The sequence below is a fragment of the Lactobacillus kimbladii genome (genome assembly GCF_014323605.1).
In the GTDB taxonomy this organism is placed as follows: Bacteria; Bacillota; Bacilli; order Lactobacillales; family Lactobacillaceae; genus Lactobacillus; species Lactobacillus kimbladii_B.
In genome coordinates, this window is the sequence record NZ_SCMB01000004.1 from 190570 (window position 1) to 216785 (window position 26216).

Annotated in this window: 22 protein-coding genes, 1 pseudogene and 1 CRISPR repeat array; of the genes and pseudogenes, 17 read left to right on the top strand and 6 right to left on the bottom strand. The window is 34.7% G+C overall.

Annotated elements, in window-relative coordinates; genetic code table 11:
* The first annotated feature begins 1 nt into the window (after position 1).
* The 7 genes from ERK18_RS07400 (at position 2) to ERK18_RS07430 (ending at position 5403) form a co-directional block, all read left to right on the top strand.
* Positions 2-292, top strand: a complete 291-nt coding sequence (locus tag ERK18_RS07400; RefSeq protein WP_034978874.1) for a PTS sugar transporter subunit IIB — start codon at positions 2-4, stop codon at positions 290-292.
* Positions 289-813, top strand: coding sequence for a YjbQ family protein (locus tag ERK18_RS07405; RefSeq protein ID WP_187154917.1), 525 nt, complete (start codon positions 289-291; stop codon positions 811-813). The genes ERK18_RS07400 and ERK18_RS07405 overlap by 4 nt, the downstream gene beginning before the upstream one ends.
* Positions 806-1402, top strand: a complete 597-nt coding sequence (locus tag ERK18_RS07410) for a KpsF/GutQ family sugar-phosphate isomerase (protein WP_187154918.1) — start codon at positions 806-808, stop codon at positions 1400-1402. The genes ERK18_RS07405 and ERK18_RS07410 overlap by 8 nt, the downstream gene beginning before the upstream one ends.
* The gene (gene hxlB, locus ERK18_RS07415; protein ID WP_187154919.1) at positions 1395-1937 is read left to right on the top strand and encodes a 6-phospho-3-hexuloisomerase; all 543 of its coding nucleotides are present in this window, start codon (positions 1395-1397) and stop codon (positions 1935-1937) included. Before ERK18_RS07410 ends, hxlB begins: the two co-directional genes overlap by 8 nt.
* 15 nt (positions 1938-1952) lie before the next feature.
* Positions 1953-3797, top strand: coding sequence for a BglG family transcription antiterminator (locus ERK18_RS07420; RefSeq protein ID WP_187154920.1), 1845 nt, complete (start codon positions 1953-1955; stop codon positions 3795-3797).
* A 150-nt stretch (positions 3798-3947) separates the two neighbouring features.
* Positions 3948-4265 carry a coenzyme F420-0:L-glutamate ligase gene (locus ERK18_RS07425; protein ID WP_187154921.1) on the top strand — a complete coding sequence of 106 codons (318 nt, stop codon included), beginning with the start codon at positions 3948-3950 and terminating at the stop codon, positions 4263-4265.
* Between the two features lie 148 nt (positions 4266-4413).
* Positions 4414-5403: a D-2-hydroxyacid dehydrogenase gene (locus ERK18_RS07430; RefSeq protein ID WP_315984355.1), complete on the top strand. Its 990-nt coding sequence runs from the start codon at positions 4414-4416 to the stop codon at positions 5401-5403.
* Positions 5404-5495: 92 nt separating this feature from the next.
* Here the strand turns inward: ERK18_RS07430 and ERK18_RS07435 are convergent, their stop codons facing one another.
* Positions 5496-6482 (bottom strand): LacI family DNA-binding transcriptional regulator, encoded by a 987-nt coding sequence (locus ERK18_RS07435; RefSeq protein WP_187154922.1) that lies wholly within the window; start codon positions 6480-6482, stop codon positions 5496-5498.
* A 181-nt stretch (positions 6483-6663) separates the two neighbouring features.
* Here ERK18_RS07435 and ERK18_RS07440 point away from each other — a divergent pair, with 181 nt between their 5' ends.
* Complete coding sequence (locus ERK18_RS07440) at positions 6664-7320, top strand: ribulose-phosphate 3-epimerase (RefSeq protein WP_187154923.1); 657 nt, start codon at positions 6664-6666, stop codon at positions 7318-7320.
* A 17-nt stretch (positions 7321-7337) separates the two neighbouring features.
* Positions 7338-7835 (top strand): ribose 5-phosphate isomerase B, encoded by a 498-nt coding sequence (rpiB, locus tag ERK18_RS07445; RefSeq protein ID WP_187154963.1) that lies wholly within the window; start codon positions 7338-7340, stop codon positions 7833-7835.
* 127 nt (positions 7836-7962) lie between these two features.
* Here rpiB and ERK18_RS07450 read toward each other — a convergent pair whose 3' ends face one another.
* The 4 genes from ERK18_RS07450 to ERK18_RS07465 form a co-directional block, all read right to left on the bottom strand.
* Entirely contained in the window at positions 7963-8766 is an 804-nt protein-coding gene (locus ERK18_RS07450) for an ABC transporter ATP-binding protein (protein ID WP_187154924.1), read from the bottom strand.
* A complete protein-coding gene (locus ERK18_RS07455; RefSeq protein WP_187154925.1) occupies positions 8744-9661 on the bottom strand; it encodes an ABC transporter permease in 918 nt (305 codons plus the stop codon). Before ERK18_RS07455 ends, ERK18_RS07450 begins: the two co-directional genes overlap by 23 nt.
* A gap of 30 nt (positions 9662-9691) precedes the next feature.
* Positions 9692-10660, bottom strand: coding sequence for an ABC transporter substrate-binding protein (locus ERK18_RS07460; RefSeq protein WP_187154926.1), 969 nt, complete (start codon positions 10658-10660; stop codon positions 9692-9694).
* A 438-nt stretch (positions 10661-11098) separates the two neighbouring features.
* Complete coding sequence (locus ERK18_RS07465) at positions 11099-12022, bottom strand: ABC transporter substrate binding protein (protein WP_390885864.1); 924 nt, start codon at positions 12020-12022, stop codon at positions 11099-11101.
* 482 nt (positions 12023-12504) lie between these two features.
* Between ERK18_RS07465 and ERK18_RS07470 the strand changes: the two genes are divergently transcribed.
* The 3 genes and pseudogenes from ERK18_RS07470 to ERK18_RS09540 all read left to right on the top strand — a co-directional run.
* A complete protein-coding gene (locus ERK18_RS07470; RefSeq protein ID WP_261982453.1) occupies positions 12505-12684 on the top strand; it encodes a PTS system mannose/fructose/sorbose family transporter subunit IID in 180 nt (59 codons plus the stop codon).
* 41 nt (positions 12685-12725) lie between these two features.
* Complete coding sequence (gene rpoN, locus ERK18_RS07475; RefSeq protein WP_187154928.1) at positions 12726-13997, top strand: RNA polymerase factor sigma-54; 1272 nt, start codon at positions 12726-12728, stop codon at positions 13995-13997.
* Positions 13998-14101: 104 nt separating this feature from the next.
* Positions 14102-14587, top strand: a pseudogene (locus ERK18_RS09540) (transposase); the annotation flags it as partial.
* Positions 14588-14655: 68 nt separating this feature from the next.
* Here the strand turns inward: ERK18_RS09540 and ERK18_RS07480 are convergent.
* Positions 14656-15597 carry an aldo/keto reductase gene (locus ERK18_RS07480; RefSeq protein ID WP_187154929.1) on the bottom strand — a complete coding sequence of 314 codons (942 nt, stop codon included), beginning with the start codon at positions 15595-15597 and terminating at the stop codon, positions 14656-14658.
* A 187-nt stretch (positions 15598-15784) separates the two neighbouring features.
* On the opposite strand from ERK18_RS07480, the gene ERK18_RS07485 reads away from it, so the two are divergent.
* From ERK18_RS07485 to ERK18_RS07505, 5 genes are all read left to right on the top strand, one after another.
* The gene (locus ERK18_RS07485; protein WP_187154930.1) at positions 15785-16693 is read left to right on the top strand and encodes an L-lactate dehydrogenase; all 909 of its coding nucleotides are present in this window, start codon (positions 15785-15787) and stop codon (positions 16691-16693) included.
* A 127-nt stretch (positions 16694-16820) separates the two neighbouring features.
* Positions 16821-21011, top strand: a complete 4191-nt coding sequence (cas9, locus tag ERK18_RS07490; protein ID WP_187154931.1) for a type II CRISPR RNA-guided endonuclease Cas9 — start codon at positions 16821-16823, stop codon at positions 21009-21011.
* Positions 21012-21235: 224 nt separating this feature from the next.
* The gene (cas1, locus tag ERK18_RS07495; protein WP_187154932.1) at positions 21236-22393 is read left to right on the top strand and encodes a type II CRISPR-associated endonuclease Cas1; all 1158 of its coding nucleotides are present in this window, start codon (positions 21236-21238) and stop codon (positions 22391-22393) included.
* Entirely contained in the window at positions 22390-23058 is a 669-nt protein-coding gene (csn2, locus tag ERK18_RS07500) for a type II-A CRISPR-associated protein Csn2 (RefSeq protein WP_187154933.1), read from the top strand. The genes cas1 and csn2 overlap by 4 nt, the downstream gene beginning before the upstream one ends.
* A 32-nt stretch (positions 23059-23090) precedes the next feature.
* Positions 23091-24445: a CRISPR direct-repeat array (repeat unit 36 nt; unit sequence GTTTTAGATGATTGTTAGATCAATGATGATTAGAAC).
* A gap of 381 nt (positions 24446-24826) precedes the next feature.
* Positions 24827-26068 carry an MFS transporter gene (locus tag ERK18_RS07505; protein WP_222710128.1) on the top strand — a complete coding sequence of 414 codons (1242 nt, stop codon included), beginning with the start codon at positions 24827-24829 and terminating at the stop codon, positions 26066-26068.
* Positions 26069-26216: the final 148 nt, after the last annotated feature.

Consider the following 26216-nt stretch of genomic DNA (forward strand, 5'->3'; position numbering starts at 1 on the left):
CATGAAAAAAATGTTAATTATGTGTGGTGCTGGACATGCTACTTCAACCATTGTCCACGCAAAAGTTAATGACTGGCTAAAAGAGAATGGCTTCGAAAATGACGTTGAAATTAAGCAATCGGCTGTCAGTCAAGAAGTTGAGAACATTCAAAATGGCAATTATGATATTGTTATTTCAACTACAATAGTTCCTGATGAAATTAAGGACAAGGTAATTAATGGCGTAGCTCTTTTGACAGGCATTGGTACAGATCAAGTATGGGACAAAGTAAAGGCAGCTATTGAATCATGAGTTTCTATTTTGATGAATTAGAGCTAGAAACAGTTCAAGGCAGACCTTCTTATCATATGATTACGGAGCAAGTAAAGGACGCTGTTAACAAAAGTAATATTGCCAATGGCATTTGCTTAGTGCAAACTACGCATACAACATGTTCTGTCTATTTTGACGAGTATATGCATGACAAAAATTACTATGATGATGATTTCCTGCAAGTTGATCTAACTAATGTATTAGACAAGATAATTCCTCGTCAGCTATCAGAGAATTATCCCTATCTTAGTCCTGGTCCAAAGCATATTGCCTATGGAATGAAAAAGACTGATCCTAATTATCCGGCAGTTAAATGGACGATGTTAAATACAGATGGTCATTTGAGATCAGATTTCCTTGGGTCAAGCGTTACCTTGGGAGTTAAGCAGCATAAACTACTTTTAGGTTCAGTTGGTCAGATCTTTTTTGCAGATTTTGACCAAACTAGAGCAAGAAAAAGAAAAATTGAAATCACAATTCTAGGTGAAACAGATGAATAATTATTCGGCACTTTTCCAAGCTGAAGGCGAAGAAATTATTAAGCTTGGCCAAAGCATTAGTGAAGAAGATTTTACTCATTTACTAAAAACCATAGAAAAAAATACTAATAATGTTTTTCTCACTGGTTGTGGTACTTCAGCAATGGCAGCTCGCAAGGCAACCCACACATTAAATGTTGTAGGTATCTCAGCTTTTTATCTTAATCCGTCCGATGCAGTTCATGGTGGTTTAGGGCAAGTGAAAAAAGGCGATACTGTCATCTTTATATCAAAAGGCGGTTCTACTAAAGAATTAACCAGTTTTGACCAAAATGTTAAAGAGAAACAAGCAAAAATTGTCGCTATAACTGAAAATGTTGATTCTGTTTTGGCCAAAAATGCAGATTTGGTTGTAAAAGTTAAAGTTGAAAAAGAACTGGATGAGTTTAATATGTTGGCTACCACCAGTACATTGGCAGTAATTTCTCTATTTGATGTTATTGCTACAATACTAATGAAAGATGAAAATTTTACCAAAAGGGCCTTTTTATTAAATCATCCTTCTGGTAAAGTGGGACAGCGACTAGCAAAGGATGTCAGAAATGATTGACGAATTTGATCAAATTATTAATGAACTTAGCAATGTACATTGTGATCTCACAAGTGAAACAGCTGACCAAATTTTAAGAATGTTTTTTAATGCCAAAAGTATTTTTCTTTCGGGAGAAGGCAGAAGTGGCTTAATGATAAATGCTCTTGCAAATCGATTAACGCAGTTTGGCCTTAGAGTACATTTAGTCACTGAAATAACAGCACCAGCAATTGGTAAAGATGATTTATTAATTTTTAATTCTGCTAGTGGTAAATCATCAACTCTTATTTCGCAAGAAGAAAGTGCTAAAAAAGCCAAAGCAAAAATTATAGTTTTTACAGCTAATAAAAAGGCACCGCTTAAGCAAAAATGTGATGTTACTGTATTAATTGAAGCCCAAGACAAGGATACAACTGGTTCTTCAATTCAACCTATGGGAAGTTTGTATGAACAATCTTCTTTACTATTATTTGACAGCTTGATATTAAGAGCTCTTCATACTAATTTGGTTACAGCAAGTCAATTACGTTCAGTACACTCTAATCTTGAATAGGTGAGGAGATAAATGATGGGTGGCAACAGAGATTTATTAGATTTTTTACGACAAAATAATGAATCTTGGATCACTGCGAAAACTCTTGCAATGAAACTGGCAATTTCGGAAAGAACGGTGAAAAATAGAATAGCTCAGTTACGTCAAAACAATATTGAAATTGAAAGTGGACCAAAAGGTTATAAATTTAAAGGTAGTAATGAAATCCAGATAAAGAAAAGTAACTTACCGATGACTGTCAATCAAAGAAGTTCCTGGTTGATACGAAAATTGATTATGGCGGAAGAACCAATTAATATTTATGATTTGTCTGGTCAACTTTACATTAATGATGTGGAGCTAAGAAAAGAAATAAAAAATTTAAGCAATGAGTTTTCCAATTTTGATCTAAAATTAGTTCGTTCCGGTGATTTTTATCATGTTGAAGGAAAAGAAGAAAATAAAAGGAAAATATTGTCGTCAATCATATATCATGAATTAAATGGAACGCTGTTGAATGAAAAAGCAATTCAAGAATATTTTCCCGATGTCAAAGTTCATACAATTAGTAAAATTTTAAGTCAAAGTATTATTGAAACTAAGACAAAATTAGATTCTTTTAATTTTAGCAACTTCTTATTACACCTGGTAATTATGATTGATCGTTCTGATAAAACAATTGAAAAGCCCGATGTCAATAGAATTGATAATGTTTTAGTACATCGGCTTGTAGAAGAGATTAATAATAAAACTAATTATTGTTTGTCCGCAGATGATATTAAGCAACTGGTAAATATGTCGGAATTATTAATAGGCAATCATAAGATTGAAGTACCCGAAAAGTCACAAATTAATAAGTTATTTAAGAGAATCGTGTTGTTTGTGAGAAAAACGTATGACTTAGATCTCGACGAAGAATTATTTAAGAAAAGATTTTTGCCACATTTATTACGTTTAATAGATCGTTTTAAAAATAATGATACAATTCATAATCCCTTGGCAAAAAATATAAAAAACTCTTCACCTACAATATATGAATGTGCTACTTTAATAGCATATGAAATAAATAATGTGTTAGGTATTTCAGTTAGTGAAGAAGAAATTGCTTTTATTGCTTTGCATGTAGGTAATATCGTTACCGAGCAAATCAGGAATGAAAATAAAGTTATTGGCCAGTTGTTTATGCCGGAATATCATGGTAATGCTAAAGACACTGTAGACATTATTGATCAAAAATTTAATAATGATATGGCTTTACTTAATACTATTACCGATGAATCTGATATTTTAGATGAAACGCAACTGGTAATTGTGGCAGACTCAAAACAAATTATAAAAAATCATAATTTTGTGCAAATCTCTAGTTTTCTGTTACCTAATGACATTAATAAAATTCAAAAAGCAATTAAGCAGATTAAGGATGCAAATTTATCTCAAGAATTAAAACGTGGTCTGGCAAAATTTACATCTAAAAATAACTTTGTCAGAGAAAGTGGCAGTCGGAGTGCTTCAGAAATTATTCACTGCATTTCTACGCAATTTATTAAAGAAAAAATTGTTGGTCAGGATTTTGAAAAAAAGATTTTAGAAAGAGAAAAGCTTTCTAGTACAGCTTTTGGATCAGTTGCAATTCCGCACCCTATTGATTATGATGCCGAGAAGAGCCAGTGGTTTATTTATATTAACCCTAAGGGAATAAAATGGGGAAATCAGTTAGTTTATTTAATTATTACGCTGGCTTCAAGCAAGAAGGATGAGAAGAAATTCCGTAAAGTTTTTGATGAACTATCTGAGGTTATCATTAATGATAATAAAGTTTCTAAGTTAACTGCCAGTAAAACGTATGATGAATTTGTAAATGAAATTGTAAAAGTTGAATAATTAATCAGTAATATAAAAATGTATTGTTATTTTGGATAGCAGTACATTTTTTTGTTGGCAATTTTAAAAATTTACTTTCTCACTGTATAACTAAACCTTTATAATTAAGATACTATGTTTTTTAATCAATTTAATAAGTTGGGAGAACCTATGGTTACAATTACTGGTTTGCGTGGCGTACCCATAATTTCTAAAGTTTGTGACTTGCCACAAATATTAATTAAAACAATCAAAAAGGAGCATTTTCAAATTGCTGATGGCGATATTATTTGTGTAGCTTCTAAAATTTGCTCGCTAGCAGAAGGCGATGTTATAGATCTAAACCAAGTTGTGCCGACATCTTTGGCACGAAAAATTCAGCAGCGAATTTCCAGAAAAGATGAGCGTTTAATTCAAGTAATTATCTATCAAACCAGCGATCCTACCAGGAACTGTTGCAGTTTTAGCAATGAGAAAGCGGTATGCTAATATACCTCTAGCCCTGCATTCGCGGTCTTGAATATGAAAAAGTTAGGCTTTTGGTATTGTCGATACCGTGAATTAGAATCAATCCGATTTTTCCAACTAGAAAGCTAAGATTACCAATTTTTTAAGAAAAGAATAGGAGAGATAAAAAGTGAAAATTATTTGTTATGGTGTAATTAAAATGGAAGAAAAAATTATTGAAAACTGGGCTCAAAAAAACCAAGTTGAAATAAAAATCGTCCACGATGACTTGTCTGCAGATAATGCTGATTTAGCACAAGGCTTTGACGGAGTGAGTTCTGAAGGAAATCTTCCAGTCGGTGCCAGTGTCTACGAAAAATTTAAGCAATATGGTATTAAGCAATTATCCGTGCGGCAAGTTGGAGTTGATAACCAAGATTTAGCAGCCGCAAAAAAGAATGGCATTAAAATTACGAATGTTGCAGCGTATTCACCAAGGGCCATTGCCGAACTCGGTGTGACCGATGCAATGTATTTACTGCGTAAAATTGGGATTTACCAAGACAGAATGGCTCATGGGGATTTTACTTATGATAAAAGTACAATTAGTACTGAAATTTTTAATTGCACTGTCGGTATAATTGGCGCCGGTCATATTGGTGGAGCCAGTGCACATCTGTACAGCGCATTGGGCGCTAAAGTTTTGGCTTGTGATCCGGTTTATGACGCGTCTCTAGAACCCTACCTCACTTATACTGACTTTGATACGATTCTTGCTGAATCCGATATTATTTCTTTACATACGCCGTTATTAGCAAGTACTGAAAACATGATTGACAAAACTGCTTTTGATAAAATGAAGAAAAAGCCTATTTTGATTAACGTAGCTCGTGGGGGCTTGGTTGACACACAAGCTTTAATTGCGGCTCTTAAAAATGGACAAATTTCTGCTGTAGCCTTGGATACTTTAGCCGATGAAACAGATTTTTATGATAAAAAGAATATGCTGAACTCATTGCCGGAAGATTATAAAGAACTACAAGCAATGCCACAGGTATTAATCACTCCGCACATTGCCTTTTTCACTAAACTAGCCGTTAAAAACAGTATTGAGATTGCTTTAAACGATGCTAAAACAATTATCTCAGGTGGAGAAGTGAATAGCGTAGTTAACTTGTAAATAGATAGTGAAAATATTTTGGCCGCAAATGGTAGTTATAACAATAAAATGAAACAGCATCTTTAAACAAAAATAGCTAAGTTTTTACTTAGCTATTTTGTGGTTTCTCTAATTATTAATTTAGTTGGAATTAGAAATTGACTTCCTTTTTCATTTTGTTTATTGATGGCATGTATCATGCTGGTAACAGCTGTCTGTGCTATTTTTCTGGTATTTTGCTGGATGGTCGTTAATTTTGGTGTAACCAGATTGGCAGCAGGCACATCGTCGAAACCTACAACTTGAATTTGTTGTGGAACTTGGTAACCAAGATTTTTAAGATATTTGAGTAATTCCATTGCAATTCCGTCATCGACGGCAAATAAACTATCAGTATTGGGATTTTTTTGCAAAAATTTGGCGAATGAAGATTGACTTTGCAATTTAAGTTCATGGCGCGACTTGAGGAATTTAAGAGAATGATTTTTCAAACTTTCTTTAAAACCGTCAATTCTAGATATAATTGAGGTGCCAACCTTTTTGACCACGACAACTGGAGATTTTGCTCCTTTTTGAAATAAGTAGTTAGTTGCATCTAGGGCACCTTGATAGTGATTGGAAGAAATAAAAACTGTATTATGAAAATTTTCTGGTTCACGATCAATACAAATGTATGGAATTTCTTTTAGAGAACTTTGAAATTTAAATCCATGTTGATAGGATCCGGAAATTACAATAATGCCATCAACCTTTTTGTTTTCAAGCATACGTAAGTATGCTTTTTCTTTTTGCTCATTTTTATCAGTATTACAAATAATGGTGGAATAATTTTTGGTAAAAAGCAACTCTTCAATTTTTTGAACCAAATCGGCAAAAAAGGGATTTTTAATGTCTGGAACAAGGATTCCAATAGTGAATGTAATATTCGTACGCAAACTACGGGCATTGTTATCGATTTTATAGCCAGTTTGTTCAATAACTTCTAAAACCTTTTGTCTGGTTTTTTCAGAGAACCTGCCATTATTATTAATTACCCGTGAAACTGTTGCAGTTGAAACATTACATAATTTTGCAATGTCTTTAATTGAATATTGCTTCATTACCTACTCCTTCATTTATTGCCTAATTATATCATTAAAATAAAAATTTAAGTTCCTTTATAGTTAAACGATTGCTCATATTTATAACCCATTTTTTAGAAAAACGTTTACAAAAATAAATTTAAGTGTAATAATATAAGTATGTTATATGAGTAAACGTTTACTCAAAAATGAGGAAAAAATGTCTTTAATACTAAGCCCGTCAATGATGTGCGCAGATTTTAGTAATTTAAAACTAGAAGTTGAAAAGCTGAATAATGCTGGAGTCGATATGTATCACATGGATGTAATGGATGGTAGGTATGTTCCGAATTTTGCATTAGGACCAGAAGATTATCAAACAATCCGTTCCTTGACGAAGAAGCCTATGGATGCTCATTTGATGATTGAAAATCCACGTGCTTACATTAAATTCTTTAGTGATTTAGGAGCAGACATTATTTATTTTTGCCCAGATGCTGAAAAACAACCTGCGAGGACAATTGATGATATTCACGCTTTGGGTAAAAAAGCTGGAATCGCAGTAAACACTGGTACATCTTTTATGACAGTTCAGGAGCTTTTACCTAATGTGGATTATGTTTTAGTAATGACTGTTCACCCGGGATTTGCTGGACAGCCATTTCAAGATTTTGTAATGCCAAAGCTGGAGCAGTTTATCGCAGCTAAAGAGAAGTATAACTTTGTTTTGGGAATTGATGGAGCCGTTTCGCGAGAAAAGATTAAGGGGCTGTATCAAAAGGGTGTTGATAATTTTATTCTCGGAACTTCGGCACTATTCAACAAGCCAGTTTCTTATCAGGAAACAATTACGCAAATCAGAAAGGAAAATCAGTAAAAATGGTTGCAAAGAAAATAAAAATAGCTTTTGGATCAGATCATGTCGGCTTGGAACTGAAACCTACAATTATGGAATATGTTAAAAGTTTAGGTTATGAAGTTTATGATTTTGGGACTAAGAGTAATGAGCGAACTGATTACCCTATTTACGGCCAAAAGGTTGGTAAAGCCGTAGCCAACGGGGATTATGATCTGGGAATTGTAATTTGTGGCACTGGTGTAGGTATTTCCTTAGCAGCAAATAAGGTAAAAGGTATTCGAGCTTGCGTATGCAGTGACTGTTATTCAGCTAAACTCTCGCGAATGCATAACAATACAAATGTATTAGCCTTCGGCTCTCGCGTAGTTGGTCCAGAGTTAGCCAAGATGATCGTCAAAAATTGGTTAGAAGCCAAATATATTGGCGGTCGTCATGAAAGAAGAGTAGAAGAATTAGCAGCAATTGAAAGTGATGATGAACAAAAGTTTGTTGAATTGGAGCACTCCAAAGAATTTGATGGTAAAGAACAATGATCATGGCAGTGTCGCTTTGAAGGTTCAAGTGTAACTAAAAAATTCGAAATAATATAAGAAATGAGTCTCGAAAGGTTAGATTACCTTCGGGACTCATTTAATGTTTTTTTAATTAATGTTTTACTTTTTATGCCAACAAAATGGCATCGTCTTCAAGCCCCGAACCAACGTGCTTTTGGAATAGTTCCATCAGTTTAGGCACTGTCAAGTTTTGTTTATCTTCACCGGCCAAATCAATTGCCACACGACCTTGATGCAACATAATCAATCGATTACCGTATCGTATAGCATCTTCCATGTTGTGGGTAACCATAAAAGCCGTTAAATGCTGTTTGGATATTAACTTTTCAGTTAATTGCATGACTGTAATCGAGGTTTGCGGATCAAGAGCCGCAGTATGTTCATCCAGTAAAATCAAGTCTGGTCTCTGCAAAGTCGCCATTAGAAGCGTAATGGCTTGTCTTTGACCACCAGAAAGAAGTCCAATTTCAGTTTCCAAACGGTTTTCCAAATTTAAGTTAAGTTGTGCCAGCTGCTTTTTGAAAAATTTTCTATCCTGTTTTTTAACGCCGGGACGAAAACCGCGTCGTTGGCCTCGTTTCATCGCTAAAGCCAAATTTTCTTCAACTGTTAATCTGACCGCTGTTCCCATTTTAGGATCTTGAAATACGCGACTAATATTTTTTGCTCGTTTAGTAACAGGCATTTTTGTAATATCGGTACCTTTTAAAATAATCTGACCCTCTTGAATAGGCAACGTACCAGCAATACTATTGAGCAGGGTAGACTTACCGGCTCCGTTACTACCAATGATAGTCACAAAATCCCCGGCTTCTAAATTAAGGTCAATTCCGCGTAAAACCCGGTTTTCATTGACAGTTCCTTGTTCAAAAGTTTGATGTAAATTTTTAATCTTTAGTACTTCTGGCATTTTGCTTTCCTCCTTTAAGATTGCGTGGCAAGTGGAAATTCGGTAAAGTTAAGCACACAACTAAAACCAAAGCTGAAGCTAATTTTGCATCAGATGGTTCTACATTCATCTGGAAAACCAGGGCTAAAATCAGCCTATAAATGATGGCACCTACGACTAAAGTAAGTAAACGACCACCAATTGACAGATTCCTGATAAGTACTTCTGCAATAATAATTGAAGCTAATCCAATAACCAGAGTACCAACACCAGAGTTAAGATCGGCAAAGCCGTTATTTTGTGCTAAAAGTCCACCTGACAGGGCAATGCATCCGTTAGAAATCATATAGCCTAAAATTTTCATTCCTTGAGTTTTGATACCATTTGCGGCACTCATTTGAGGATTGTCGCCTGTAGCTCTCATAGCTAGGCCAATTTCAGTTTTGAAAAAAACAACTAATAATAGTATAACCAAAAGTGCAATTATCAATCCCATCGCAATTACTGCATTGTTACGACTTAATCCCCAATTTTGCGCAATTGTAAAAACTGTATCTTTGCCCAACAATGAAACATTAGCAGCGTTTTGCATTACTCTGGAAGTAATGGAGTACAGTCCAGTCATTGTAATAATTCCTGCTAGTAAGGAAGGAATATGCAATTTGGTGTTCAAAATACCAGTAACTAAGCCAGCAATCAAACCGCCAACAAATGCGGCAATAGTTGCTAAAACAGGATTAATTCCCTTAATAATACACATCGTTGCAACGGCTCCCCCTAACGGAAAGCTGCCTTCAGCTGTCATGTCGGCTAGATCTAATATCCGAAAAGTTAAGTAAACACCGATTGCCATTAATGACCAAAGTAATCCTTGAGAAGTAGATGAAAGTAATAACTCCCAAAATGTATTCAACATAACTATTGATTCACGCTGCCTTTCTTTAATTTACTTAGGTGCTTTAATTGAAGCAGGATCAATTCCAAGTGCCTTTGCCATTTTCTTGTTAACCACCAATTTCAAATCAGTTGCCCTTTCAACAGGCATATCTTTAGGTTTAGCTTTACCGTCTAAAATCTTAGCAGCCATTTTACCGGTTTGTTTACCAAGCGCCTCATAATCTATTCCAATAGAAGCCAAGCCTCCAGTTTTAACCTGGTCAGTTGAACCGGCTACTAGAGGGATTTTCTTTTCCTTAACAACTTTACCAATAATTGAAGAAGCAGAAGCAAATGTGTTGTCTGTTGGTACGTAAATTCCTTGTACTTTACCAGCTAAGGTTTCTGTTACTTGTTGAACATCGTTAGTGGTATTAGCTGTTTTAACTAAAACTTTAACGCCAGCTTTTTTCAGTGCCTTGATGGCTAGATCAGCTTGAATTTTAGAATTGGCTTCGCCCGCATTGTACATAATGCCAATTGTTTTAGCCTTAGGCACAATTGATAAAAGTAACTTGATTTGCTTATCAATTGAAACCATGTCAGTAGTTCCTGTGACATTTCTGCCAGGTTTAGCGTCTGAATTTACTAATTTTGCAGCTTTAAGATCAGTTACAGCAGTGACCACAATAGGAATATCTTGGGTCGCATTAGCAACACTTTGCGCTGCCGGTGTAGCAATTCCCAAGATTAAATCTGATTTTTCATTGACTAATTTTTCACTCATACTCTTCAGATTGTCTTGGCTGTTTTGCGCATTTTGGTAATCAATTTTCAAGTTCTTTCCTTCAGTGTAGCCTTCTTCCTTCAGGCCTTCTTTGAAACCTTTATTAGCCTCATCTAAAGAGGGATGCTGAACTACTTGCAGTATGCCCACATGTTTTATAGTTGCTGTACTGCCTGATTTTTTGTTATTGCAGCCACTAAGTAGCAACAGACTGGTTAAAGCCATTCCCATAATTATTTTCTTGATTCGCATTTTTGTTCCTCCATAAATCTGCTGACCGTAAAAAAATACCCACTTATTTCTAAGTGGGTATACAAGTATTATCAGTAATAATCTTTTGTGGTTAGCCACTTAGAAAGCTATGTGGCTAACCGCAATTAAAGGACTTTAGCCATCATAGATAAATTCAAACCCTATCTAAAATAGCTAAAGTAATAACGGTTATTCAGTTGTGAGACTCGTATTAGATTACATTTCATAAAACTTTACCTCCAACCTTAATGAGAAGATTATAAAAAATAAAGAAGAAAAAGTCAAGAAATAATAAATTTAGCTGGTAAAAATAATAATATTTATGACCGCTTAAAGCAAAGGCAAAATAAAAAGTTCACCCGTTTGAAATAAGTACCAAAGCTTTTCACTTTCATCGTTTATTTCACTGTTCAGTGGCCTTTTAATATCAACTTAAAATTATTTTGGTGCTTTGATTGATTTAGGATCAATTCCCAGTGCTTTAGCCATGCTCTTGTTAACAACTAATTTCATATCATGTGCTTTTTCAACCGGCATATTAGCTGGCTTAGCTTTGCCAGATAAGATTTTAGCAGCCATTTTACCAGTTTGTTCCCCTAATAATTCGTAATCAATTCCGATTGAGGCCAAGCCACCTGTTCTAACTTGATCAACTGAACTTGCTACCAGGGGAACTTTCTTTTCTTTGACTACTTTACCAACTACAGAAGCAGCTGAATCAAAAGTATTGTCGGTAGGAACAAAAATACCATCAACTTTAGATGCAAGCGTTTCAGTTACTTGCTGGACATCATTAGTAGTATTTGCGGTTTTAATCAAAACTTTCACTCCTGCTTTTTTCAGTGCAGCCGTAGCTAAATCGGCCTGTATTTTCGAGTTTGATTCACCGGCATTGTACATAATACCAACCGTTTTTGCTTTAGGAACAATTGATAGCAGCAACTTAATTTGCCTTTTAATAGAAACCATGTCTGTTGTTCCTGTAATGTTTCTGCCAGGCTTAGCATCTGAATCAACTAACTTGGCTGCTTTTAAGTCAGTTACAGCAGTAACAACAGTTGGTATTTTTTGGGTCGCATTGGCAACGCTCTGTGCTGCCGGCGTGGCAATGCCCAAAATCAAATCAGATTTTTCATTAACCAGTTTTTCACTCATACTTTTTAAATTGTCCTGATTATTTTGCGCATTCTGGTAATCAATCTTAAGATTTTTACCTTCGACAAAGCCGCTTTCTTTTAGTCCCTTTTTAAAACCTTTGTAGGCCTTGTCTAAAGAAGGGTGTTGTACTACTTGTAAAACACCAACATGTTTGACATCTGGCGCCTTGCCAGCTTTTTTGCTGCTGCAGCCTCCTAATGCCATTAATCCGACAATACTAATTCCTGTGATCAATTTCTTAAAACGCATTTTTCTGCCTCCATAAAAAATACCCACTTACTTCTAAGTGGGTGCACAAAAATTTTTATTGCTAAAAACGATTGGATGTGGTCAGCCACTTAGAAAGCTATGTGGCTAACCAAACTAAAAGAGTCTTAGCCATCATAGATAAATTCAAACTTGTGTTTAGTTTGAATTCACCTAGATGAACCCAAACTCTTATCTATAGTAGCTAAGATAATAACGATTACTTAGTTGACTTTCTTTTTGACTAAACTCAATCATTATCCTTACCTCCAACTTCAATAACCGAATTATAAAAAAATAAGAAATTAAAGTCAAGCATTAATTTAATTTTATTGTTAGTGCTATTAAGTGGGCTAGGAAAAAAGTGTTGCTAGCGTTTAGTAAAGCTGGCTGTATGACAGCTATGAATGTTAAATTTAAGAAAACTTTGTCCTTAAGTATTGGTAAAGGAAAGCCAATTCTGCTTCACGGATATCTTAGATCAATTATTTAAAGGTCTAATACCTCTTTTAATAACAGTAGGCTGTTTTTACCTTTTACGTAAAAGGGTAAACATTAATTGGGTCATATTAGGTATATTTGTATTGTCAATCTTTTTAGGACTGATAGGTGTAGTATAATTAAATAGACAGTCATTTTTAAGTAAGAGGAGGAAAAGCCGATGACACGATTGCAAAAAATGGTATTAAAGCCAAAAGAGCAGTTAGTGACACGGCTTTTTTTGTCACCAAAATTAAAGCAGAATTTAACCGTTCTTTCATATAATACTCATGACTTAATAAATGCCATGAAGGAAATGAGTGCTAGTAATCCCTTTGTGACTTTGAAAGAACCTAAAGGCGAGATGCAGAATTTGGAATGGCTGCGCTCGCCTGAAACAGAGAATTTAATAGATCATTTATTGATGCAAGTGGATTTAAGTGACTGGCACAGTTGGGAAAAAAGTGCAGTCAAAGCTTTGATTTACCATCTTGATGAAGATGGCTACTTGAGAATTGATTTAGCTAAAATTTCTGAACAAACTGAGTTTACGCTTGCAAAATTATTAAGGGCAAAAAGCCTGCTTCAAAGTCTTGATCCATGTGGAATCGGGGGTGCAAATCTGGCTGAATGTTTAGCACTTCAGGCAAAACAAAAAGACAACTTTAATCCTGTAGCACTTGAAATTTTGCTGAATAATCAGTTGGAAATGCTGGCCGATCCTAAAAAATGGTCTAACTCTAGGTTTTCAATATCCCAATTAAATGATGCATTGGCCAGCATACAAACATTGAACCCGACCCCAGCCAGCGATTATATAGTCGACAGTAATGTTCAATATTTGTTACCCGATTTGATTTACAAAGTAACAGATGGACGTATAACGGTAGAAAACTTTCAAGCGCAAATACCAGAGATGGTTTTTGATGAAAAATCATATCGTGAATTAAAAGATCAATCTAATGAAAGTAAGTATTTTTCGCAGCAAAAGCAGCGTTTTCTTGAAATGAAAAATGCGATTGCAGAGCGTCAGAAAACTATCATGCGGCTGGGCGAATATGTGGGCCAGTTTCAACATGCGTTTTTAACTACAATGCAAAAGCAGGAACTAAAGCCGCTCGGATTAAAAGAAACTGCACGAGCATTGAGCCTAGGACCGAGTACAATTAGCAGAGCCATTAAAGACAAATACGTCCAGTGCCAGAATAAGGTTTTCAGTTTGAAAATTCTTTTTCCGCGTAAAGTAACTACTGATTTATCCCAAGCGCGCATAGAATACGACTTGCAACAGATCATAAAAAAAGAAGATGTCCGTGCCCCTTTAAGTGATCAGCAACTGGTAGAAATTTTTGCCAAACATGATGTGACTTTAAGTCGGCGAGTGATTGCTAAATATCGTAAAAAGCTCAATATACCGAATAGTTATAGTAGAAAAGCCAAAGTAACAGATTAAATTTAACCAAAAAAATCCTAACGCAAAATGAAATGCTCCTAATAGTCAGATTATTGTCTAACTATTATGGAGCACTTTTGCTAAAGAAGCAGCAGCTTAATTAAACCAGACCCTACCATGTTTTGCATACCGCTATTACCGAATACAATGACTTCAGGCAAAAAGGTTTATATTTCGCCGGTCATTGATATGGCCTCACTGGAAATACTGGCTTGTCAAGTCAGCTATTCGCCTAACATGAAGCTGGTTTATAGAGCTAGAAGCGCAAACTGCCTAAAACAGCTCAACCTATTTTACATTCAGATCAGGGCTTTCAATACCACCATTGCGACTATCAGGCCAAGTTAAGACAGATGGAGATTAAGCAAAGCATGTAGCGCAAGGGTAATTGCCACGATAATGCACCGGGAGAAGCAATTTTCAACCTAATGAAACGGGAGAAGCTTAACCTCATTAAGATCAGTTCACTAGCAGAAATGCGGGAAGTACCGCGTAATTACGTTCACTGATTCAATTACATTAGAAGATCAAACAAATTAAAATACACGACCCCGATTAAATATCGGAACCGTGTATTGGGTCTGGTGTAATATTAAAATGTCTAACTTTTTAGTTACAATTCAGAATCGTTAGGATTTTTGTTTTAGTTAGCAAGGCTTTATGGCAAATCATTACCGGCAGCTAAATAAATGTCATACCATTCTTGAGCTGTAAGGGAAATGTCTGCACCTTTGGCGCTGTCAATGATATGGGCTGGCGTCATAGTCCCAATAATAACCTGTGTATTTGCCGGGTGCCGCAAAATCCAGGCAGCCGCAACTGCATTTTTAGAAACGCCTTTTTGATCAGCTACTTTTTGTAAAGCTTCGTTGACTTCTGGAAACTTAGGGTTACCAATGAAGTTGCCTTCAATTTGACCATACTGGAAAGGTGACCATGCCTGAACAGTCATGTTGTGTAAACGTGAGTAGTCTAAAACGCCCCGATCGTGGTCAATGCTGCGCTCATCGGTCATATTGGTGTGAATATTGAAATCAATTGGACCAGTGTGCATAACGCTTAGTTGTAATTGATTAATTAACAATCTTTGACTGACTCCCGCTTGTAATAAGTCAACTTGCATTGGATTAAAATTTGAAACTCCAAAGTGTCGCACTTTGCCGTCTCTTTGCAATTCATCAAAGGCAGCGCCAACTTCAGCTGGATCCATTAAAGCATCTGGTCTGTGGAGCAGCAAGCTGTCTAAATAGTCAATTTTCATCCGGGAAAGGATACCATCTACGGCATTAATCAAATACTTTTTAGAAAAATCATACCTGGTTGTCTTGTAATCCAATTTAGGATTTTCATAAATCCCCGTCTTAGATTGAATGTAAAAATCGTCGCGTTTTAAGGATGATTTTTGCAATGCTTCTCCGAAAATTTCTTCAGATTTACCATGACCATAAACATCAGCTGAATCAATATAGTTAATACCAGTTTCATGGGCAGTTTCTAATACCTTAACAGCTTCATCAACTGTCAGTTTATTCATGCGCATAATTCCGAGTGCAATAGCTGAACCAGAAAAGTTGGTGTTGCCAATTTTAATTTGTCTCATAATGTACCTCCTTTCTTTAGTATACGCTTTCTTGGAAGAGAAATTTAAAAAATGAGTGAGTTTTAATTTATATTTAGCAATAATAGCAAAAAGCCTAATATTTTTTTAAAAATAATTTTATTTTTATCATTATTTTGTATATAATAGAAATTACATAATTTTGAAAAACAAGTAGGAGGGAAAAATTATGAGTAATAAAATAGGAGTTATCGGAGACGGTCACGTTGGCAGTACGGTAGCGCAGCAGTTAATATTAACGGGTTTAGTAGATGACCTCGTTATGATTGATGTTAATGAAGCAAAGGTTAGAGCAGATCAGCTTGATTTTCAAGACGCGATGGCAAATTTGAAGCATCACACTACTATTACGATCAATGATTATTCCGCCCTCAAGGATGCAGACATTGTCATTAGTGCTTTTGGAAATATTGAGTTGGAAGCAGGCGGCGAGCGCTTTGCAGAATTGAATTATAACCGTGAGCGGATTGGAGACATTGCGGAGTCAATCAAGAAGAGCGGCTTCAATGGTATTTTGGTTGCCATTACCAATCCAGTAGATGCAATTACTAATATGTATCAAGAGCTAACTGGTTTACCGCGCAAGCATGTCATTGGTACCGGTACTCTATTAGATACAGCCCGTATGAAGCGTGCTGTTGGTGAACGAATGAATGTAGATCCTCGTTCAGTTGAAGGCTTTAACTTGGGTGAACACGGTAATTCACAATTTACTGCTTGGTCAACCGTTAAAGTTTTGGAAAAACCAATTACTGAAGTAGCTGAAGCAAAACACCTTAAGCTTGAAGACTTAAACGATGAAATTAAGTTTGGTGGTCAAACAGTTTATAAGGGTAAGCAATATACTAACTACGGTATTTCAGCTGCTGTAACTCGTTTGGTAGAAACCATTCAAAGCGATGCTCACACTGAAATGCCAGTTTCAAATTACCAGGAAAAATATGGTACTTACTTATCTTACCCAGCTATTGTTGGTCGTGATGGTATTGTCCAAACCGTTGAATTGACACTGACTGATGAAGAAGAAAAGAAATTAAAGGCGTCTGCAGAAACAATTAAAGAAAAAGCAAACAAATAGTTCTAGTTTATTTAGTAAAAATGATGGTCACTAAGATCATCATTTTTTTATTATATAAAAAAAGATAGTGAATTCTATTGTTATAAGGGGTATTCTTATAGTAATGAATACTTAGAAGGGAAAAATCATGAGCAAGATTAATAAAGATTACATTTTAGGACTAGATATCGGGACCAACTCTTGTGGCTGGGCCGTGACTGATAAGAAAAATAACTTATTAAAACTCAGAGGAAAAACCGCCATAGGTTCACATTTATTTGATGAAGAGAGAACCGCTGCAAAGCGACGAAGTTTTAGGACTACTAGAAGGCGCCTTAAGCGCAGAAAGTGGCGTTTACGGCTATTAGAGGAATTTTTTGCGGAACCAATGGCCGAAGTAGATCCAGCCTTTTTTGTGCGTTTACATCAATCTTGGGTGTCACCACTAGATAAGGACAGGAAAAAATACCACGCTATTGTCTTTCCGACAGCTAAGGAAGATCATGAATTTTATCATGATTATCCAACTATTTATCATTTGCGTGACGCACTGATGACTCAAGACCGTCAATTTGATTTGCGGGAAATATTTTTAGCCATCCACCACATTGTTAAATATCGTGGTAATTTTTTACAGGATACGCCTGTCAAAGACTTTGAAGCTTCTAAAATTGATGTAAATTCAATTTTAACGAGCATTAATAACGCTTTTGCGGAAAAGATAGTTGAGGAGCAAAATCCTATTGAATTAAATGTCTCAAACGCTGCCGAGATTGAGGCTGTTATTCGTGGCAATGATGCTGAAAAAACTGTTTATAAGATGGACAAGGTTAAGAAAATTGCCAAGTTATTAACGGATTCAACTGCTAAGGAAGAAAAAAATGTAGCCAAGCAGATTGCTAATGCCGTTATGGGTTACAAAACGCAATTTGAAACTATCTTAGGCAAAGAGATCGATAAAAGCGATAAGGCACAATGGGAATTCAAGCTAAAAGATAAAGATGCTGAAGATAAGCTTGATGCCTTATTGCCAGACCTTGATGAAAGTGATCAAACTATTATTGCTGATATTGAAAAGCTTTTTAGTGCGATTTCATTGAGTTTTATAGTTGATGAAGGTAAGAGTTTATCTGCATCAATGGTGGGAAAATATAAAAAGCATAAAAAAGACTATAAAAAATTAAAGAGATATATAAAAACTTCACAAGATTGGTCCAAAGCTAAAAAGTTGCTTTTAGCCTATGATTTATACGTTAATAATCGTCATGGTCGTTTACTGGAAGCAAAAAAAACATTTGGAGATCAAAAAAAGAAAAAAGCTTTAACCAAAGATGAATTTTATAAAATAGTTAAGGATAATCTTGACGATTCCGATCTTGCTCATGAAATACGGCAAGAAATAGCTGCAGATAACTTCATGCCTAAGCAGCGAACAAACAGTAATGGTGTAATTCCGTTTCAGCTGCATCAAATCGAACTAGATAAGATTATTGCTAATCAAAGCAAATATTATCCATTCTTAGCTGCAGAAAACCCAGTAGAAGATCACTGTAAACAAGCACCTTACAAGTTAGATGAACTGGTTAGATTCAGAGTACCTTATTATGTAGGTCCGATGATTACAGCCGATCAACAGAAAAAAACTTCCGGTAAGAGTTTTGCTTGGATGGTCAGAAAAGAAGATGGTCAGATTACGCCTTGGAATTTTGAGCAAAAAGTAGACCGTCAAGAATCTGCCAACAAGTTTATTAAGCGCATGACTATTAAGGATACTTATCTTTTAGGTGAAGATGTTTTGCCAGCTAATAGTTTGCTTTATCAAAGATTTGAAGTTCTAAATGAGCTTAATAATATTAGAATCAATGGTAGTAGAATCAGCGTCGACCTTAAGCAACAAATTTTCAATGATCTTTTTGAAGAAAAGAAAACTGTCACAGAAAAATCTTTGACAAGTTATTTGAAGCAAAATCTCCATTTGCCAACTGTAGAAATTAAGGGGCTGGCGGATCCAACTAAATTTAATTCAAATCTTGCGAGTTATTATCACCTCAAAAGTTTACATGTGTTTGATAAAGAATTAGCAGATCCACAATATCAAAAAGACTTTGAAAAAATAATTGAGTATTCGTCTATTTTTGAAGATAAAAAGATCTTTCAAGATAAGTTGCATGCTGAATTTAAATGGTTAACACCTGAACAGTTTAAAGCTATTTCAACTTGGCGCTTGCAAGGCTGGGGTAGATTATCACGTAAGCTCCTTGTTGAATTGCATGATACAAATGGCCAAAACATTATGGAACAAATGTGGGATAGCCAAAAGAATTTTATGCAAATTGTGACTGAACCAGACTTTAAAGATGCAATTGCTAAGGAAAACCAAAATGTTACTCAAGCAAATGGTGTTGAAGAAATTCTGGCTGATGCTTATACCTCTCCTGCTAACAAAAAAGCTATTAGGCAGGTCGTCAAGGTAGTAGCTGATGTTGTAAAAGCTGCTGGTGGCAAGAAACCTGCACAATTTGCGATTGAATTTACACGTGAACCGGATAAAAATCCCCAGTTGTCACATATTCGTGGCACGAAATTGCTCAAGGCATATCAGGAAACTGCCGGCGAACTAGTGGATCAGAAGTTAACGGATAGCTTAAAGGAAGCGATGACCAGTCGTAAATTGCTAAAAGATAAGTACTTTTTATACTTTATGCAGGCTGGAAGGGATGCCTATACGGGGCAAAAAATCAATATTGATGAAGTAACAACAAATTATCAGATCGATCATATTTTGCCACAGTCATTTATTAAAGATGACTCTTTTGATAACAGAGTACTAACTGCTACTCCGCTAAATGCAGAAAAATCAGATGATGTGCCTTATAAGCGCTTTGCCAATAATTACGTTTCAGACTTGAAGATGACGGTAGGTGAAATGTGGAAACACTGGCAGAAGGATGGCATTATTAATAAGCATAAGCTAGGTAATTTGCTACTTGATCCAGATAGATTAAATAAATTTCAAAAATCTGGGTTTATTAACAGACAGTTGGTAGAAACAAGTCAAATAGTCAAATTAGTGTCAGTTATTTTGCAAAATAAATATCCAGATTCAGAAATTATTACGGTTAAAGCCGGAGACAACTCGGCTTTGCGTCAACGGCTAAGCTTGTATAAGAGTCGTGAAGTGAACGACTATCACCATGCCATTGATGCCTACCTCTCAATTATTTGTGGCAACTTTTTGTACCAGGTTTATCCTAAGTATCGTCCATACTTTGTTTATGGCAAGTATAAAAAGTTCAGTCAAGACCCGGACTTGCAGAAGGAAGTCATCAAACACTTCAAGGGCTTTACGTTTATGTGGCCATTATTGCAAAAGGATAATTCTGAGCGTAAAGCTCCAGAAAAAATTAAAGAAAATAATAGTGATCGAATAGTCTTTTATAAGCATCCTGATATTTTTGATAAATTACGTAAAGCATACAATTATAAGTATATGCTGGTTTCAAGAGAAACGACTACTGAAAATAGTGGCCTTTTTGATGTAACTATTTATCCACGCGGTGAACGTGACCTTGCGAAGACTAGAAAGCTGATTCCTAAAGGTAATGGACTCGATCCGAAAATTTACGGTGGCTATAGCGGTAACAGTGATGCATATATGGTAATTGTCAAAATTGAGCAGGCAAAAAAATCTATTTATAAAGTTATTGGTGTTCCGATGCGCACTCTTGCAAGTTTAAATCAAGCTAAAAAACAAGGAAACTATCAAGGAAAACTTCACAAAGTACTTGAGCCGCAGATTATGTTTGATAACAAAGGGAAACCTAAACGTGGTGTTAAAGGCTTTAGAGTAATAAAAGATCATGTACCATTTAAGCAAGTGGTCTTAGACGGTGACAAAAAGTTTATGCTTTATTCTGATCAATATAAAGCTAATGCCAAACAACTGACGCTTTCTCAGGAGACTATGCGAATAGTGACAGACAACTTGAAAAAGGGCGAGGATCAAGATCAATTACTAGTAGAAGCATATGATGAGATTTTGCAAAAAGTTGATCAATATTTATCATTATTTGATACAAGTAATTTTAGAAACGGTTTGCATGTAGGCAGAGATAAGTTTTTAGATTTAAGCATTAATGATAAAAAAAGCACTTTAAGTAATATTCTAAATGGCTTACACGATAATATGGTATTAGGTAATTTGAAAAACATTGGAATAGGAACTCCATTAGGACAGATGCAAGAAAAATCTGGAATAAAATTATCTTCAGAAGCACTATTAATTTTTCAGTCACCAACTGGACTTTTCGAAAAACGGGTTAGGATAGCCGATTTGTAAACAAAAATAGGGAAGCGAAATAATCCGGTTCCCTATTTTTATGCATAAAAAAACCTCCGCTATAGAGCTGAGGCAGGACGGTAATAATACCGCGTTGAAACTTAGTATCAAAGATACATTGTTTGATTTTAAAATCTGGTTGTTAGATCAATAATGATTAGACGTTGGTAGCTAACCAACAACTATAGTATAACATTTATTTTTAAAAATACAAGGAGGAAAATATGGGATGGAGATCAGTAATCATCACGCAGCATGCTAAATTGACTTATTCAATGCAAATGATGATTGTACAAACTCGTGATGGCATAAACCAAATACCAATTGAGGATATTAATTTATTGCTCGTTTCAACCACACAGACAGTGATCACTAGTGCTCTCATTAGTAAGTTGGCGCAGAATCAAACCAAAGTTATATTTGTTGATGAAAAAGGTAATCCTATCGTTGAAACAGCTGTTTATTATCCGGGAACAAGGAATATGGCTAAATTAACGCAACAATTTAATTGGGATGATCATTTAAAAGAATTACTGTGGACAAGAATTGTTAGTCAAAAGATCAAAAATCAGATTGCGGTTTTAGCTAATTATCATTTGAATAAGGACGAAGTTCAGAGTGAACTGGACCAGTTAGAAATTAATGATGAAAGTAACCGAGAGGCAATTGCAGCCCGTAAATATTTTATGCTTTTATTTGATAAGAATTTTGTTAGGCGTGATACCAGTGCCATTAATGCAGCATTAGATTATGGTTATGCCATTTTACTCTCAAGTTTTAATAGAGAAATTGCAATGAATGGCTATCTAACATATTTTGGCATTCACCACTGTTCACAGGAAAATCAGTTTAATTTGGCCTCGGATCTAATGGAACCATTTAGACCATTTGTTGATTATTGGGTTAAGGCTCATGAAAAAATTAAAGAACTAACGCCAGATATTAAGTATGGCCTAGTTGAACTTTTAAGTTTAGAAATAAAATTTAATGGTAAAAAGACGCTTTTAACAAATGCTATTACAGTTTATACGAGAGAATGTTTAAAGTTTCTGAGTGGGGATAGTAAGGAATTGCCAGAAATGGAAATGATAATGTTTGATTTACCAACTGAAACGGCAGAAGAACGAAAAGAATATCGCCAATTTCATAAAAAGTTAATTAATGAAGGTTTTCTGATGGTCCAGTTTTCAGTATATGTGAGAGTCTGTGTTACTAGACAAACCGCTAAGTTTTTGGAAAATCGTATTAGAAAGTTTTTACCTCACGGGGGATTAGTACAGTCATTAATGGTTACTGAAAAACAATATAATGACATGCATTTTTTAGTCGGTAAGCCAATTGATGATGTGCGTAATACATCAGATAGGACGGTAATTTTATGATTTTAACTTATGCGACTCATAAAAAATGGGTATTTAAAGATCCTGGAATAAAAGTAATTGGTTTACAAAGCCCAATTGCATACCGTGATATAATTCAAGGCTTTCAAGGAAAAAACAAGATGTTAATTTGTTCAGAGGATGATTATAGCCCCCTTGATGTAAGTAAAACTTTTGATTTTATTAGTGATCCCATGCTTTGTGGAGATATTACTAAAAAGTATATGCCTCATATTGTAAATAGTTACCTAAAAAATTTAGACGAAGAAAATCGTAATAAGGTGATGAAGTCTTTTTATAATCTAGAGTCAAACTTGCAGGACTCACTTTTACTTGAAGATTTACCCTTAGCAATTAATTTTGATGAAGACTTAAAAAAATTGCTTAAATTTACAGAAATTCATTTAGATAAATCAATGTTGCTCAATCCATATGGTATAATAGAAACAGTTTTAAAAATTCACGAAACGTGTAATTTAAAATCAGTTCCTGTTATTTGTAATGTAGCTCATTACTTAGAAGAACGGGAGTGGCAAGAATTAGCTAGTCTTGTCACAGAAATGAATTTAATTTTGGTTGTAATTGAATTCACGACAAAAGAAAATTTGGCAATTTCTAAAGACATACCTTTTTACTATATTGATAAGGATCTAATCGATTGGTACTAGCAACAATATTAAAATCAGATTATAAAATATCGGTTTTAGATGATTGTTAGATCAATGATGATTAGAACGTTACTTAAAAAGGCATGGGTGTAAGATAAGTTTTAGATGATTGTTAGATCAATGATGATTAGAACGCAATTTTTACGTGGGCGAATTGCATAGCAGTTTTAGATGATTGTTAGATCAATGATGATTAGAACTCTATATAATAGCATAATGTATCTACATTGGTTTTAGATGATTGTTAGATCAATGATGATTAGAACCCCTGACAGCCAAGACAATGACACAAGCAAGTTTTAGATGATTGTTAGATCAATGATGATTAGAACAACATTCAGCGCTTGGCATCAATTGGCAACGTTTTAGATGATTGTTAGATCAATGATGATTAGAACAACATTCAGCGCTTGGCATCAATTGGCAACGTTTTAGATGATTGTTAGATCAATGATGATTAGAACGAAAATAATTATAATAAGGGCGCAATGCAGGTTTTAGATGATTGTTAGATCAATGATGATTAGAACCTGATAAGGAGTTCTTTGCCTTACCTGATAGTTTTAGATGATTGTTAGATCAATGATGATTAGAACGGTGGTATACGTTATGTGGTAGATGAATATGTTTTAGATGATTGTTAGATCAATGATGATTAGAACAGCTAGTAACAGTTAAGTCTTCAACGTCAAGTTTTAGATGATTGTTAGATCAATGATGATTAGAACTAAATTAAAAACGGTTCCTGTTGTCGTTGCGTTTTAGATGATTGTTAGATCAATGATGATTAGAACAATTGCTGATGACATTAGCGACCACTTATAGTTTTAGATGATTGTTAGATCAATGATGATTAGAACATCCCGGCATTCATTATTACAACAGTGAAAGTTTTAGATGATTGTTAGATCAATGATGATTAGAACAAATGATAATGAAAAATTGGCGCTTAAGTAGTTTTAGATGATTGTTAGATCAATGATGATTAGAACCGGCAACACGTCAACAGAGAAGAACGGCAAGTTTTAGATGATTGTTAGATCAATGATGATTAGAACGCTACAGAACAATGGCAAAGTTCCATATAGGTTTTAGATGATTGTTAGATCAATGATGATTAGAACCCACAATAAAGTATAAGAATATTACTAGGTGTTTTAGATGATTGTTAGATCAATGATGATTAGAACCGGCAACACGTAAGCAACGTTTAAGGGCTAGTTTTAGATGATTGTTAGATCAATGATGATTAGAACTATGAAGAACTTGGATAGGTATGTTATCAGGTTTTAGATGATTGTTAGATCAATGATGATTAGAACAAAAAAACATGTACCACCACACTGTTGTAGTTTTAGACAATTGTTAGATCAACGATGATTAGAGCATAATTAATTGGGTTATGGAAAGCAAAATTTCAAATGAAAAAGTCATTCAAATTAAAGAAATGAGGCAACTCTAGAGCGGTTGTTATCCATAGAAAAATGCTGAAAGAATAAACGCAGATCAGCTATTTACAGAGTTGCAATAGACTCTAATGAGGATAAGCAAACTATAACGATAAAAAAGGTTGAAGGCTGAATATAATATTTTGACTAAAGCAATTACAGAATATAATCCGCTGCCTATAACAAAGAAAAAATGAAAGGCCTGATCCGGAGAGAATATTGGGTTCAAGCCCTAAAGAAATTATATTGACTTTTGGTACTTAGTACTTTAATATTTTAAGAAATTGACACTAATTAAAGAAAGGCTGCTATTTGTTCACATGCAAAATATACTAAAAAGTAAAAACAACAAACTGTATATTTTGTCAGTGATCACCGATAACTTGGGCAGCTCTTTAATGTCATTTGCGTTGCCGTTGATGGTACTTGATATCACTAAAAATGGTATTCACTTATCAATAATTTCTATTATTGAAACATTGCCTATTTTGGTTTTAGGTCTTCCGGCAGGAGCTCTAACGGATAAATTAGATGTTAAAAAGATTCTCATTTTTAGTGATTTGATTAGATTAATCAGCTACTTGATTCTTTCCGCATCATTTGCATTCCAGCTAACGGTGAATTGCATGATTTTAATTATTTATGCGGTATCACTTGTCGTCAGCGTGACAAACACAATTAATACGGTGTCAGAAATTACTTTTGTTTCTTTTTTAGTAGAAAAGAAGGATTTTTCAGAATTAAACAGTCTGATTTATGGCATACAATATGCAGCTAATTTTGCATTGCCTATTATAGGCGGAATATTATATCAATATATTTCACATAGCCTTTTAATTAGTATTTGTGCAGTTTTCTACTTTATTAGCCTTTTACTGGAAAAAAGTATCAGCCTGAAAACTAAATCTACTGCTTTTACCGGCTTTACAGCTCTTAAATCTGCACTTAAAACGGTAAAAACAGATATAAAGGAAGGTCTGCAATATACCCTTAATCTTCGTTCTGTTTTGTATCCGTTAATATTAGCTGCACTAGTTAATATTGTGTCAGCTAATTTTGATAATGACAGCCTCATAATATTACGTACGCAATTAAAACTTTCCTCTCAAACTATTGGAATAATTTCAGCGATTGCAGCTGTCAGTGCCTTAATTGGTACTTTAGTGGTCAATTGGTTGAATAGGCACATTAAGTTTAATCTATTGTTTGTATCGCTAATTTTTGCAGGTGCTCTTTTTCGTGCCCTTTTTGCGCTGGATCAAAATGTACCAACAATGGTTCTGGCCATTGCATTTGTTTCTATAATTGAATCAATTATTAATATTAGTATCATCACGAATAGGCAACAGCAAGTTGCACAAAAATATCTTGGACGAGTTACGAGTATCTATAAAACAGTGCTGATTGGAGTAAACTCTTTGGGCTATCTTTTAGGCGGTCTTGTTGCTAAAAAAATAGGTTCAAGATCTGGCATTGGAGTTTCAGCTATTGAACTTTTGCTAGTTACAGCAATTAGTATTTTTTTACTGGCACCTGAAATAAAGCACGATAACGAGCCTTAGCATCAAAAATTTGGGCAAAAATAGTAAAAAGCAAGAATTTATAGGCAGGTTGGGAAACTATAAATTCTTTTTTTGTTTATATATGCAGGTCATTTGTTTAAAGTATCAGATAGATTAATAATGATTATAGTCTGTGACTTAATAAATT

Bases quoted from the DNA above. Each gene is read 5' to 3' on its own strand.
- ERK18_RS07400 (WP_034978874.1), top strand. From the start codon at position 2: ATGAAAAAAATGTTAATTATGTGTGGTGCTGGACATGCTACTTCAACC.
- ERK18_RS07405 (WP_187154917.1), top strand. From the start codon at position 289: ATGAGTTTCTATTTTGATGAATTAGAGCTAGAAACAGTTCAAGGCAGA.
- ERK18_RS07410 (WP_187154918.1), top strand. From the start codon at position 806: ATGAATAATTATTCGGCACTTTTCCAAGCTGAAGGCGAAGAAATTATT.
- hxlB (WP_187154919.1), top strand. From the start codon at position 1,395: ATGATTGACGAATTTGATCAAATTATTAATGAACTTAGCAATGTACAT.
- ERK18_RS07420 (WP_187154920.1), top strand. From the start codon at position 1,953: ATGGGTGGCAACAGAGATTTATTAGATTTTTTACGACAAAATAATGAA.
- ERK18_RS07425 (WP_187154921.1), top strand. From the start codon at position 3,948: ATGGTTACAATTACTGGTTTGCGTGGCGTACCCATAATTTCTAAAGTT.
- ERK18_RS07435 (WP_187154922.1), bottom strand. From the start codon at position 6,482: ATGAAGCAATATTCAATTAAAGACATTGCAAAATTATGTAATGTTTCA.
- ERK18_RS07440 (WP_187154923.1), top strand. From the start codon at position 6,664: ATGTCTTTAATACTAAGCCCGTCAATGATGTGCGCAGATTTTAGTAAT.
- ERK18_RS07450 (WP_187154924.1), bottom strand. From the start codon at position 8,766: ATGCCAGAAGTACTAAAGATTAAAAATTTACATCAAACTTTTGAACAA.
- ERK18_RS07455 (WP_187154925.1), bottom strand. From the start codon at position 9,661: ATGTTGAATACATTTTGGGAGTTATTACTTTCATCTACTTCTCAAGGA.
- ERK18_RS07460 (WP_187154926.1), bottom strand. From the start codon at position 10,660: ATGCGAATCAAGAAAATAATTATGGGAATGGCTTTAACCAGTCTGTTG.
- ERK18_RS07465 (WP_390885864.1), bottom strand. From the start codon at position 12,022: ATGGCATTAGGAGGCTGCAGCAGCAAAAAAGCTGGCAAGGCGCCAGAT.
- rpoN (WP_187154928.1), top strand. From the start codon at position 12,726: ATGACACGATTGCAAAAAATGGTATTAAAGCCAAAAGAGCAGTTAGTG.
- ERK18_RS07480 (WP_187154929.1), bottom strand. From the start codon at position 15,597: ATGAGACAAATTAAAATTGGCAACACCAACTTTTCTGGTTCAGCTATT.
- ERK18_RS07485 (WP_187154930.1), top strand. From the start codon at position 15,785: ATGAGTAATAAAATAGGAGTTATCGGAGACGGTCACGTTGGCAGTACG.
- cas9 (WP_187154931.1), top strand. From the start codon at position 16,821: ATGAGCAAGATTAATAAAGATTACATTTTAGGACTAGATATCGGGACC.
- cas1 (WP_187154932.1), top strand. From the start codon at position 21,236: ATGGGATGGAGATCAGTAATCATCACGCAGCATGCTAAATTGACTTAT.
- csn2 (WP_187154933.1), top strand. From the start codon at position 22,390: ATGATTTTAACTTATGCGACTCATAAAAAATGGGTATTTAAAGATCCT.
- ERK18_RS07505 (WP_222710128.1), top strand. From the start codon at position 24,827: ATGCAAAATATACTAAAAAGTAAAAACAACAAACTGTATATTTTGTCA.